The organism is Roseovarius lutimaris (genome assembly GCF_900115165.1).
Classification (GTDB): Bacteria; Pseudomonadota; Alphaproteobacteria; order Rhodobacterales; family Rhodobacteraceae; genus Roseovarius; species Roseovarius lutimaris.
The window spans coordinates 32,574-45,335 of the sequence record NZ_FOVP01000006.1; the positions used below are offsets into that span (position 1 = coordinate 32,574).

Below are 12,762 nucleotides of genomic sequence, written 5' to 3' on the forward strand. Positions count from 1 at the left end.
AATCCGCGTCCCTGACCTTGCCCGCCGGAACCGATTGATCAGACTGTAGGTGGCTGGATCATTCGGTCACGGGTTGCAAGAGGGCGGGCCAAGTGGTCCCTTAGCTTCAGATGAAGTGCAAGTGATTGGGGCGATGAGCAGTACGAAACGACAGGAAAGCCCGACGGCCTCGCGGCGCGCGAACGCACGCATTATTGCGCCCGTTTCCCGACCTTTGCGCGTTGCGGGGGCGCTTGCAGTCGTTGCAGGGTTGATCTGGCCCATTCAGGCCGCGGCGCTGGCATGGGCCATTTCGGGCTGGGTGTCTGGCGACACGAGCCGCACCGGCGCGGCGGTGCTGATTTTTGTGCTCGGCGGGGTATTGCGGGCGGGGCTTGAGCATTGGGCGGGTGGTTATCTGTTCGATGCGGCTGACCGGACGATTACGCGTGAGCGTGCCATCCTGATCGGGCGCGAGGCGCGCGCACGCGCGGGTGCCAGTTCCGCCGAGATCGCCGCCCTGATCGTGCAGAAACTGCCGCTGCTTCAGCCGTGGATCACGCGGTATTATGTGGCAATGGTACGGGTTGCGGTGCTGCCGCTGGTCCTGCTGGCGCTGACCTTCTGGCATTCGTGGGCGGCCGGGTTGGTCTTGTTGATCGCCGGGCCACTTATCCCGGTCTTCATGGCGCTGGTTGGCATGGCGGCCGAAGAGGCGTCGCGCCGACAGATGGACGAAATCGGGTCGATGAATGCGATGCTGATGGATCGCTTGTCGGCGATGCTCGATATCCGGCTTCTGGGGGCGACGGACCGGACAGTGGCGGATTTTACCGACCGGGCCGAGACGCTGCGCATCCGCACGATGGCTGTCCTGCGCGTCGCGTTTCTGTCCTCGACCGTGCTGGAATTGTTCAGCGCAATCGGCGTCGCGATGGTCGCGGTCTTTGTCGGCTTCACGCTTTTGGGCGCGATCCAGTTCGGAAGTTGGGGCACACCGCTCGGGCTTGGCGAGGGTGTGTTCCTTTTGCTGATTGCGCCAGAGTTCTTTCAACCCTTTCGCGATCTTGCCGCCGCCTGGCATGACCGGGCCGCAGGGCTGTCGGTGGTTACCGATCTGGACGCGCTGGACGCGGCCGAGCGGGTTGGGTTTCTTGGCGGCGCCGATGCCACGGCCCCCCTGGCTGGCCCCCTGGCCCTAACGCTCGCGGGCGCTGTGGCCGCACTTGCGGGGCGAAATGTGCCATTGCCAGATTTGCGCCTTTGTGCCGGAGAGGCATTGGCGCTTAGCGGACCCAGCGGTGCGGGGAAAAGCACCGCCCTTGGGGCAATTGCAGGGCTTGTTCCGCTTGCCTCGGGGCGCATTTCGGTTTGCGGTCAAACGCTGGACGATGACACCGCCGATGCATGGCGCGCGCGTATCGCGCTGATACCGCAGATGCCGCATTTTCCCGATCAGACATTGCGCGACTGGCTTGACCCCGACGAACGGGGCGCAAATCCTTGGCCGGCCTTGCACCAGGCCGAAGCGGAGGGGATTGTAAGGCGTTTGCCGGGCGGGCTTGATACGCGGCTTGGGGAGACTGGCGGCGGTGTGTCTGGCGGTGAGGCACGGCGGCTTATGATCGCGCGCGCGATCCTGAGCGGGCGCGAATTGATCCTCGCCGACGAGCCAACAGCGGATCTTGACCCGGACACGGCGGCACAGGTTATCCGCGCCTTGATCCGGCTGAAAGACGACGGACACAGCCTGATCGTCGCAACCCATGATCCGGCGCTGGTGGATGCGATGGAGCGTTCCATAGAGGTGCTGGCATGAGAGCGCTTTTGCCGATCATCCGCCTGCTTCTGACGGCAGCGCCTTGGGCAATGGCGCGGGGTGCCATATTGTCGGTCGTTGTCCTGCTGATGGGCGCGGCACTGTTGGGGCTGTCGGGCTGGTTCATCACCGCGACAGGGATTGCAGGACTCGCCGGGATCGGGATCGCCTTTGATGTGTTCCGCCCGTCCGCCGGGGTGCGGTTTCTGGCACTTGGCCGCACAGCCGCGCGATACGGCGAGCGTGTCCTGACCCATGACGCGACGCTGCGGGCGCTGGCGGCGCTTCGGGTAAACCTGCTGCGCCGACAGGCCCGGCTGGGTGCACGTGACCTGACAAACCTGCGCAGCGAGGCGGTGCTGACGCGGATCGTGTCGGATGTGGATGCGCTTGACGGTGTTGTTCTGCGGCTGTTGTTGCCGGGCCTGGCGGCGATCGTCACCCACGGGCTGGTTTTTCTTGCGCTTGGCTGGCTGGCAGGCTGGCCGATCGCATGGGCCATTCTTGGCGGTTATGGCCCCTTGGCCACACTCATCTTCTGGCGTCTGGCTCGGCGCAGCATTCGGCCCTCGGATGCGGTCGAGGCGCAGGACCAGAAGCTTCGACGCGGTGTAATCGACATGATCCGGAACCGGCAGTCTCTGATCCTTGGCGCGACGCTTGGCAAGCGCGAGGCGGCACTGATGGCGCTGAACTCGGACGCCCGCAAGGCCGCGCGGGAACTGGATCTGGCCGACCGGAATGCCGGGGCCGCGCTGTCGGTGCTGGTGGCTGCGGTCACCGGGCTTGCGCTCTTGGCTGGCGGCTGGCTGGTTGCGCGTGGATTTGAAAGCCCGGCGGTCGGTGCCATCGGTGTCTTTGTCGCTTTGGCGCTAGCCGAAACCCTGTTGCAACTGAGGCGCGGGTTTTCCGACTATGGCAGAATGGTTGGTGCCGCCCGACGGATCGGCGCGCAAGCAAAGCCACGGGCCACTATTTCTGATAGACCTCAGGCGGATTTGATGTCGTCGCCGATCCTTGCAATTGAGAAACCCGGCCTGACACTCAAACCCGGCGACGCCATTGCCCTGACCGGCCCAAGCGGCAGCGGCAAAACAAGTTTGCTTATGCAAATTGCCGGGCTAGCCGATAGCGATGGGATAAGCATCCTTGGGCGCGCGCCCGATCATTGGCCGGAGGCGGCGCTCCGCGAGATCGTCGCAATGGTGCCGCAACGCAGTGCATTGATTGCCGGAACCATCCGCGAAAATCTCTCTCTTGCGGTAAACGCCGGCGATGACGCGATGTGGCGCGCTCTGAATGCCGTGGCGCTGGATGATGTGATCCGTCAGCGCGGCGGGCTGGATGCCCGGCTGAATGAGGCCGGGGCGGGCCTTTCGGGCGGGCAGGCGCGGCGCCTCACCCTGGCGCGGGCAATTCTGAAATCACCTCGGCTTTTGCTGCTGGACGAGCCGACAGAGGGGCTGGATGCCGATACGGCCAATCGCGTGCTGGCGGGCATCCGCGAGGCATTGCCAGAGACCGCGATCCTTGCAGCTCTTCATCGCGGTGCCGATCATTCGGTGTTCGACATGCGAATGTCGATTGTTCTGTGATAATGTCACTGATCGAAATCGACATCTGAAATATCTCCCTTAAGATGATTGCGAGTCGGTATTGCCTCGGTGACTGCTCGCCCCGAAAATATGGGAATCTAACTAATGGACCTCGATATTGTTGAACTGTCGCGCCTGCAATTTGCAGCGACGGTCATGTACCACTTCCTTTTCGTGCCGTTGACTTTGGGCCTGTCGGTAATCGTCGCGATCATGGAAACGGTCTATGTCATGACTGGCCGCCCGATCTGGCGCCAGATGACGAAATTCTGGGGCATGCTCTTTGGTATCAACTTTGCGCTTGGCGTGGCGACGGGCATCACGATGGAATTTCAGTTCGGCATGAACTGGTCCTATTTTAGTCACTACGTCGGTGATATATTCGGGGCACCCCTCGCGCTGGAAGGTCTGATGGCCTTCTTCCTTGAGGCGACATTTGTCGGGCTCTTCTTCTTCGGGTGGGACAAGCTGAGCAAGGTTGCCCACCTGACCGTCGCGTGGCTGGTGGCAATCGGGTCAAATTTTTCCGCTCTCTGGATCCTGATCGCCAACGGCTGGATGCAGAACCCGGTGGGGGCGGAGTTCAATCCTGATACGATGCGGATGGAATTGACCAGCTTTTACGAGGTAATGTTCAACTCGGTCGCGCAGGCCAAATTTGTCCATACGGTTTCGGCGGGCTATGTCACAGCGGCGGTTTTCGTGCTGGGCGTTTCGGCTTGGTACATGCTCAAGGGCCGTCATATCGAACTGGCCCGCCGGTCGATCACGGTGGCGGCATCCTTTGGTTTGGCATCGGCGCTATCGGTGGTCCTGTTGGGTGACGAATCCGGCTATGATGTCTCACATAACCAGAAAATGAAGATGGCCGCGATTGAGGGCATGTGGGAAACCGAGCCCGCACCTGCGCCCTTCAATCTGATCGGCTTTCCCGACATGGAGGCGCGCGAGACGCATTATGCGGTCAAGATCCCGTGGCTGATGGGGCTGATCGGGACAAGATCCCTGACCACCGAAATCCCCGGTATCAACGAACTTGTTGCAGAATCCGAGGATCGCATCCGGTCAGGTATCATCGCCTATGACGCCCTGATGGCGATCCGCGAGGCGCGCGACGCAACGCCGCCCGCAGTGCGCGCGGTGTTCGAGGATCACGGCGGTAACTTGGGTTATGCACTGCTACTCAAGCGTTATCTGGACGATCCGCGTGAAGCATCCGAGGAGCAGATCAAACAGGCCGCCGATGATACGGTGCCGAATGTCTGGCCGCTGTTCTGGGCGTTCCGCATCATGGTCGGCCTCGGCTTTGGCTTTGTTGCCGTGATGGCCTACTTCTTCTGGCGCTCCAGCTTTCGCAAACAGGTCTATCCGCGTTGGGCGCTCTGGGGCGCGGTGGCGATCATTCCCGCGCCCTGGATCGCCGCCGAGCTGGGCTGGATCGTGGCGGAATACGGCCGCCAGCCGTGGACGGTGGACGGGGTGTTGCCGACGGCATTGTCGGTCAGCCATCTGTCCGTCGCCGACCTGTTGCTTACACTGGCGGGCTTCATGATCTTTTACACGATCCTGTTCGTCGTCGAGATGAGTTTGATGCTCAAGTATATCCGCCGAGGGCCGGTCGAGGATGTCGAAGAGACTGAAATCTGGACCGCGCGGCACGAGCACCGGCTGCGCACTACCGATGGCAAAGACCCCTTTGCTGCAACGACAACGGAGTAAATGCCATGATCCTGCATGAATTGATCTCTTACGATGTTCTGCGCGTTATATGGTGGCTGTTGCTGGGCGTTTTGCTGATCGGCTTTGCGTTGACTGACGGGTTTGATATGGGCGTTGGCGTGCTGCTGCCCTTTGTGGCAAAGACCGATATCGAACGCCGCATCGCGATCAATACGATTGGTCCGGTCTGGGAAGGCAATCAGGTCTGGTTCATCCTTGGCGGCGGAGCGATCTTTGCCGCTTGGCCGCCGCTTTATGCGGTCAGCTTCTCGGGGTTCTATCTGGCGATGTTCGTGATCCTCGCCGCGCTTATCGTGCGTCCGGTGGCGTTCAAATACCGCTCCAAGCGCGACGACGCACGCTGGCGAAACACATGGGACTGGGCGCTTTTCGCTGGTGGCGCGGTGCCTGCGCTGATCTTTGGTGTCGCTGTGGGCAATGTTCTGCAAGGTGTCCCGTTCGAGCTGACGGATGACCTGTTCAGCCGCTATGAAGGCGCGTTTCATGCCAAGTTCGCAGGCCTTCTTAACCCCTTTGCGCTGTTGGCGGGGCTGGTGTCGCTGGCCATGCTCACCACCCACGGGGCCGCGTGGCTTTCTCTGAAGGCCGAAGGGCCGGTGGCGGCGCGCGCGCGCGTCTTCGGCACCTGGTGCGGCATTGCAACAATCGCGGGCTATGCGCTGGCAGGTCTTTGGCTCGCTGTCGGGATCGACGGCTATGCATTGGTCGGCGAGGCCGCCGTAAACGGTCCGTCAAACCCGCTTTACTCCGAGGTGCTGCGCACTGAAAGCTGGCTTGCCGCCTATGCGGTGCGCCCGTGGATCACGCTGGCACCCGCGTTGGGATTTCTCGGCATGGTGATGGCAGTGCTTGGCCTGCGCGCCGGGCGTGAAGGCACAACATTGCTTTGGTCCAAGCTGGGAATTTTCGGCGCGATCTCTTCGGTCGGGCTGACGATGTTTCCCTTCATCTTGCCCTCGTCGCTTGATCCGCGTTCTTCGCTGACGGTGTGGGATGCCTCGTCCTCGCATCAGACATTGTTCGTGATGCTGATCGCGACGGTGATCTTCATGCCGATCATCCTTGCCTACACTGCCTGGGTCTACCGGGTGCTCTGGGGCAAGGTCACCGAGGCTGACGTTACCGACTCTGGCTCGGCCTATTAGAAAAAGGAACGCAAAATGTGGTATTTCGCCTGGATACTCGGCCTGCCTCTGGCCGCCGGATTTGCCGTCATAAACGCGATGTGGCTAGAAATGCAGGGCGACCGCGCGCTTTGGGACGATGCCGATGCCACCGCAGATGAGGATCGCGCAAGCCCCAAGACCTGAGAGTTTTTGGCCTTTAACCCCAACCAACCCGAGATAACGCATGTTCAAGTTTAAATCGGCCGCGGCAGCCGCCGCAATCGCCCTTTTTTGCGTCGGCGCCGCCTTTGCCGGTGACGACGATCCGCTGTTCATCAACCTGACGTCGGATGATGGCCACCGTGTGAATATGGCGCTGGCATTTGGCGGCAAGCAGATGGAACGCGGCCACCCGCTGACCGTGTTTCTGAATGATCGCGGCGTCAAGGCAGCGGCCCAGGCCAATGCCGAACAGTTCGGCGATCAGCAAGCCACGCTGCAAAAATTGCTTGACGAGGGCGCGACCATCCTCGTCTGCCCGATGTGCATGAAACAGTACAATGTCGCCCAAGAGGATCTGCTGCCGGGTCTGGAAATGGGCAATCCCGAGCGCACTGGTGCCCAACTGTTTCAGGACGACATTGTGACGCTCACCTGGTGGCCACCCGTCCAACTATCCCCCGGCCGCATCTTCCTCCACGACGACCCATTCATAGCCGGTCGTCATTGCCTTGACATAGGCAGTGGGCGTGTCGCCGGTGGTTGCCATATAGACATGGATCACCACGAAGATCGCCATCGCATAGGCCGAAACCACATGCAGCCAAGCGACTGTCTGGAGGTCGAGCCCGGTCAGGTTGACCGTGAGGTAGAGAATGCCGGTTGCCCAGATCGCCGGGTTGATCACCAGCTTGAGGAACAGATAGCTCAGCCGTTGCAAAGGGTTGTGCTTGCGGTGGATCGTCGGCTTGGCCGGGTGCGCCTCGCCGCGGAAAATACCGTAGGCATAGTAACGGATCACCGGCACCAGATTGCGCAGGGTCGGGATATAATGCTGCCAGGCGCCGGTCGTGAAATGCCAGAAGATTGCAAAGATCCACAGCAGGATGATCAGACCGGCGGCAATCAGATGCAGCCGAAAGGCCTGGCCCCAATACATGCCGCCGATCAACCCGTGCAGGCGCGCGCCGGTGAACAGAAGCGCCAGAACCAGCAAGGCCTGTGACCAGTGCCAGAACCGCTCGAACCGGGTGAATATCTTGACGTATTGCCGCTCCGCCATGGCTTAGCCCTCCCTGTTGTCGCGGCGGCGCGACAGGATACGCAAACCGGCGTGAAGCGCCACGCCCGCCAGCGTCATTGCCAGAAGCCACAGCCCGATCCGGTCGGTCAGCGTAAAGCCGTCGCGCCCCGGCAGGTAGAACCCCGCCAGTTTCGCCAATCGGCCGTCCCTGGCATGACAGGCGCTGCATTTCAGCGCCTCATTCGCGGGGGCGACCATATGGGTGGTCGGCCACCACATCTCGGTCTCGACAAAGCCGAACTTGCCGGAATAAGGCAGGTCGCTGCCTGCCATCCCGGCGCTCAACGCCTTGTCCCAATTGTAATTGCTCCACAGGGCGGTGTCGCCTTCGGGGCCGTAGACGTTACTCTGGATCAGGTATTGGTTGATCTCGTCATAGGCCTGCTTGCCCAGCATCCGCTTGAACGGAAAGATCAGCGATCCCGGCTGATCCGGGCCGCCGCCGATCCGGTTGATGCCGACAATGCCAGATGGGTCGATCTTGTCACCCAAAAGGGTGTATTCGACGATGCCATCCCAGAATTCATACTCGGGCACGACATCTTCGCCCCATCGGAAATCGCCCTTGATGGTCAGGTAGATGTCGCGCCCGTTTTCATCCACTTCCGAGTAGGGCTTGCCGTCCTTCAGCTTGCCGGCGGTCGACCAGTCCCACCAGGTCTTGGTCGCGACGCCTCCCTTTGCAAATTCGGGGATGTGGCAGGTTTGACAGGCAACGCGGTCGATATGATCGTTGAGCTTGCTGCCCTTGACCGACAACGCCTCGTGCGGGGCCGACGTATGGCACGAGTTGCAGGCCAGGATATCAGTGTTGCGCATCCCGGGCCGTTGCCGCGAGGTGTCGCTGATCGTGCCGTGATAGCGCGAGCCGGGCCATTCGTGACGGTTGCCAACGTGGCAATCGACGCAGACCATGCCCGCGCCCTCGGGTGACATATGCACATCGACATGGCGGCTGGCATCAAGCAGCGCCGAGGACAGATCGCCGTGTTTCACGTTGTCGCCGCCACCGCCGTAGAAATGGCAATTGCCGCAATTGGCGAGGGTAGGGCGGCCGACGTTGGCGGCAACCTTGGCCAGTGGATCGAGTGCGAGACCTGCTTGCCCGCCTCGGTATGGCAGCCGAGACAGACCCTGGTAACATCCGATCCGGTCGCGAACGGGCCTTTCAGGCTATCAAACTTTGCATGATCCGCCGTCAATTTCGGGACGGTCGCTCCTGATGCTTCCGTGGCCGATACGTCTGCCCCGGCACTCTCGCTTGCGGTCTCGTTGTCCGGAGCGTCACCTTGAGCGTTTCCGGCCGTGGCAAGCGCAAGACCAAACGCCGCATGTAACAGGATTCGCAGCATGGCGTCTCACAGCAAGGGGCATGGAGTCGTGGTCTTGTTGGGTAATCAGGCCACGCGTCACCTCGGTCATGACGAACCTGATCTTCAATACCTGTCAGACTGTGTTTTCTGCTCCCGGGTCTCGCCTCGTCGGATGTTCGTCGCATCGCAAGGCGTGTCATTCACCGCCGGTTACGGTCAGGCCCAGCAGGCGCCAGACCTGCATGCCGCCGCGGTAGTAGGAGATGCGTTCTGCAGGGTAACCGGCCTCGATCATGTTGCGTATCGCTGTAGGCGACTGGCCGCACCAGATACCATTGCAAAAGAGCGCAACAGGCTTTGCCTCTGAGCAATCCCAGCCGTCGAAATCGGGTGCGCAGCCCAACTGACCCAACTCGTCCAGAACATAGGTGTAGGGAATGTTGGTCGCACCGGGGATCGTGCCGCCCTGAAACCAATCGCTGGTGCGACTGTCCACCACGACCGCCTCGGGGTCTTGTAGCATCTCGATCAGTTCCAGTTCGCCGATGGTGGTCACCCCCGCCGCAGGTGTGTTCGGCTGGATGCAGAAATCGGGGCAGGGCCGAGAGGTCAGCGCCCATTCGCCGCCGATCTTGTGCGTCGTATCCTGAATTCTGCTTATTTCGACCGGGCCGTTGCGGGTTTCCACGGTGACTGTGGGCATGTTCTTGGTGATGTTCACCTCGGTTTCGGCCAGCGCGGCCCCCGCGGCCAGGGTCAGGGCGATAGCCAGAGCAAGGTTTTTCATGATGTTGTCCTCTTTACACAGCCACATTTCAACACCGAGAATAGCCGCCGGATATCGCCGCGTCACCGCGACATATCGCGGTGCAGGCGCATGAACCCTGTGGCGTTGGTCGCGCCACAAATGCGGCAATTGCTCCAGACGTCACGGGAAATGACCTCTAGAGAGACATATCGTCATGGCCGCGCTTCGTTGTCGACAATGCGCCATCTGGCCACTCAAGTCTGGCTGCGGACCAGTCGTTTTGTTCTGACCTCTGCCGCCAGACATGCAGGTGCACAAGCGGCGGTTGGACCTCATTGGCGGTCCAACCGCTTCGAGTTGGGTTTGACGGGCCTTTCAAACGACCTCGACAAAGATCCTTAGCTGTTCGGGCGAACCCGTGCGGCACTTTTGTCCGCAAAGGCAGCGAGCCGAGCCCGTGCATCCGGCTGTGTGTTGACCACCCCGGCCACCACAGCCTCGGCATAGGCAGCATCGAAGGCCGACATGTTCTGCATGTGACTGATAGCGGAGCAGATGGCGAAATTGGTCAGCGGCAGATTCTGTGCGGCCTTGCGGGCCAGCTCCATCGCCTTGTCAAAGCTGGACCCTTCGACAATATATTGTGCCAGACCCAGATCCACAGCTTCCTGGCCCTGATACACTCGCCCGGTCAGCATCATGTCGATCATCCGCGATTTACCAACCAGATCCGCAACCCGGATCGTCGCGCCGCCGCCAGTGAACAAACCGCGCTGGCCCTCGGGCAGGGCGAAATAACAGGTCTGGTCCATCACCCGAACATGGGCCGAGCTGGCCAATTCAAGACCTCCGCCAACAACGGCACCTTGCAGCGCGGCGAAGATAGGCACCCCGCCATATTCCATCTTGTTAAACGCTTCATGCCAACGCAGGCAGACATGCATGAAATCCGCCGGCGAGCGGTCCGCGTCATGGTGCTCGATCAGGTCAAGCCCGGCACAAAAATGATCACCCGATCCGGCCAGAACAACGGCTTTGACGCCTGCGCGCGGGGCCAGCGAAAAGAAATCAACCAGTTCTTCGATGGTGTCGATGTCGAGCGCGTTGCGCTTTTTGGGCCGGTCTATGGTCACAACCCAGACGCCATCATCCTGGGTGTCAAGGGCAAGGTTTTTGAAACGAGAGATGTCGATTTGGGCGGCCATGAGTGGTCCTTTCACGAGGAGTCAAAGAAATTTCAGGTAGGCATTGCAAAGGACCAACAAGGGCAATTGCAGGGTCAGAGTATCAAAGCGCGGGGTCTATAGAGCCACAGACAAAAGGCTGTCGGCGCCTTCAAGAATGCGCGAACGTTGAGCATCGACATCACACAGGACGTGATCTGCATAGAACCGCGCCGAGCCAATCTTGGCAGTCATGAATTCTACATCTTTGCCCGCCGCGAGCGCCGTTTCGGCGGCAAGCAATGACCTGGCCAATTGCCAGCCTGACATCAGGTTTCCAGCAAGCATCAGATACGGCACCGCCCCGCCATAAGCGGCATTTGGTGTGTCCTTGGCCGTACTCACAAAGTGTTTCACCACCGATTGGAAGGCTTTGCGCGCGACGCTCAACCGGATCCCTACGGCCTGTGCTACGGGCGAACCCGCCGCAAGCTGTCGTTCGGTTTCCTTGATGCGGTTGGCCATTTTCATCGCCGTGACACCGCCGTCGCGCAGGGTCTTGCGGCCTAAAAGGTCATTGGCCTGAATGGCGGTCGTACCCTCGTAGATCGGTAAAATCCGTGCGTCGCGGTAATGCTGTGCTGCACCGGTTTCCTCGATAAACCCCATGCCGCCATGCACCTGCACCCCGAGCGAGGCCACTTCAACCCCGTTTTCCGTGCAATACCCTTTGACCAGAGGGGTCAGGAATTCTGACGCTGCCGCAGCCTCATCCCGTTGTTCTGGTGATGCGGCGTAGCGCGCCAGATCCTGCCAGCCAGCCGCATAAGCCGCCAAGGCGCGGCCGCCTTCGGTCAATACTTGCATCCGCGCCAGCAACCGTCGCACATCAGGGTGGTTCACGATTGCAACCGCATCACGCGTGGACCCGTCAACAGGGGCGCTTTGCACCCGCTCCTTTGCGAATGACAGGGCCTGTTGATAGGCACGTTCGGCGATGGCGACCCCTTGTAACCCCACCGCAAAACGGGCGGCGTTCATCATGTCGAACATATAGCTCAGGCCGGAATTTTCATCGCCAATGAGAAAGCCGGTGGCGCCTTCAAATTCGAGAACGGCAGTCGGGCTCGCCTTGACCCCAAGTTTGTGTTCGATGCTGACGCAGGTCACGGCGTTGCGATTTCCCAGAGAGCCATCGCCGTTCACCATAAATTTGGGAACAAGAAACAAGCTGATCCCTTTGACCCCGGCGGGCGCATCGGGGGTGCGTGCCAGTACAAGGTGGATCGTGTTTTTCGACATGTCATGTTCACCATAGGTGATGAAGATTTTCGTGCCGGTAATCTGATAAGTCCCGTCGTTCTGACGCACTGCCTTGGAATTTACGCGGGCCAGATCACTGCCCGCCTGAGGTTCTGTAAGGTTCATCGTGCCGGACCATTCGCCAGAAACCAGTTTGGCAAGATAGGTGTCTTTCTGTGTGTCCGAGCCCGCTTTTGACAGGGCCTCGATCGCGCCATCTGTCAACAATGGGCACAGGGCAAAGCTCATATTGGCAGAATTCAACATTTCGGTGGCCGCTGCCCCAACGGAACGCGGCAAGCCCTGACCGCCATAATCCTCTGGGTGATGCAGGCTTTGCCAACCCATTTCAACAAAGCTGGTGTAAGCGTCGTCAAAGCCATCCGGCATGGTGACCCGGCCCTTGTCGTAACGCGCTCCGGTTATGTCGCCGCTGACGTTCAGGGGGGCAATCACTTCGGCGCAAAACCGCCCAAATTCCTCCAGAACGGCCGTCGCATCTTCCAGATCAAACGCGCTGTAGGCCGGTAGGGCAACAATATCGGACCAACCTGAAATATGTTCGATATTAAAGAGCATGTCTTTGCTGGGGGCTATGAACATCTTGCTGTCTCCGCTCGGGTGCCGTTGATGCACTACATACAAGGCTGCGTCGTTGGTGCTATCTCTGCAACGGACGGAAAACTTGCAAAAA

10 protein-coding genes and 1 pseudogene are annotated in these 12,762 nt (G+C 60.4%); 6 read left to right on the top strand and 5 right to left on the bottom strand.

The window, feature by feature from the left end:
* The first annotated feature begins 133 nt into the window (after positions 1-133).
* The 6 genes and pseudogenes from BMZ91_RS06540 to BMZ91_RS22055 all read left to right on the top strand — a co-directional run.
* Positions 134-1,798: an ABC transporter ATP-binding protein/permease gene (locus tag BMZ91_RS06540; RefSeq protein WP_092835997.1), complete on the top strand. Its 1,665-nt coding sequence runs from the start codon at positions 134-136 to the stop codon at positions 1,796-1,798.
* A complete protein-coding gene (locus BMZ91_RS06545) occupies positions 1,795-3,393 on the top strand; it encodes an amino acid ABC transporter ATP-binding/permease protein (protein WP_092835999.1) in 1,599 nt (532 codons plus the stop codon). Before BMZ91_RS06540 ends, BMZ91_RS06545 begins: the two co-directional genes overlap by 4 nt.
* A gap of 105 nt (positions 3,394-3,498) precedes the next feature.
* Positions 3,499-5,112, top strand: coding sequence for a cytochrome ubiquinol oxidase subunit I (locus BMZ91_RS06550; protein WP_092836002.1), 1,614 nt, complete (start codon positions 3,499-3,501; stop codon positions 5,110-5,112).
* 5 nt (positions 5,113-5,117) lie between these two features.
* Entirely contained in the window at positions 5,118-6,278 is a 1,161-nt protein-coding gene (cydB, locus tag BMZ91_RS06555; protein ID WP_092836004.1) for a cytochrome d ubiquinol oxidase subunit II, read from the top strand.
* 15 nt (positions 6,279-6,293) lie between these two features.
* Positions 6,294-6,443, top strand: a complete 150-nt coding sequence (cydX, locus tag BMZ91_RS06560) for a cytochrome bd-I oxidase subunit CydX (RefSeq protein WP_092836006.1) — start codon at positions 6,294-6,296, stop codon at positions 6,441-6,443.
* Between the two features lie 193 nt (positions 6,444-6,636).
* Positions 6,637-6,783: pseudogene (locus BMZ91_RS22055) on the top strand (hypothetical protein); the annotation flags it as partial.
* Positions 6,784-6,912: 129 nt separating this feature from the next.
* Here BMZ91_RS22055 and BMZ91_RS06570 read toward each other — a convergent pair.
* From BMZ91_RS06570 to BMZ91_RS06590, 5 genes are all read right to left on the bottom strand, one after another.
* On the bottom strand, positions 6,913-7,521 hold the full coding sequence (locus tag BMZ91_RS06570; protein WP_092836008.1) for a cytochrome b/b6 domain-containing protein: 609 nt from the start codon (positions 7,519-7,521) through the stop codon (positions 6,913-6,915).
* A gap of 3 nt (positions 7,522-7,524) precedes the next feature.
* Complete coding sequence (locus BMZ91_RS06575) at positions 7,525-8,691, bottom strand: tetrathionate reductase family octaheme c-type cytochrome (RefSeq protein ID WP_092836010.1); 1,167 nt, start codon at positions 8,689-8,691, stop codon at positions 7,525-7,527.
* A 360-nt stretch (positions 8,692-9,051) separates the two neighbouring features.
* Positions 9,052-9,642: a rhodanese-like domain-containing protein gene (locus BMZ91_RS06580; protein ID WP_092836287.1), complete on the bottom strand. Its 591-nt coding sequence runs from the start codon at positions 9,640-9,642 to the stop codon at positions 9,052-9,054.
* A 359-nt stretch (positions 9,643-10,001) separates the two neighbouring features.
* The gene (gene dmdD, locus BMZ91_RS06585; protein ID WP_092836012.1) at positions 10,002-10,808 is read right to left on the bottom strand and encodes a methylthioacryloyl-CoA hydratase; all 807 of its coding nucleotides are present in this window, start codon (positions 10,806-10,808) and stop codon (positions 10,002-10,004) included.
* A gap of 96 nt (positions 10,809-10,904) precedes the next feature.
* Complete coding sequence (locus BMZ91_RS06590; RefSeq protein WP_245736228.1) at positions 10,905-12,671, bottom strand: acyl-CoA dehydrogenase family protein; 1,767 nt, start codon at positions 12,669-12,671, stop codon at positions 10,905-10,907.
* Positions 12,672-12,762 lie beyond the last annotated feature (91 nt).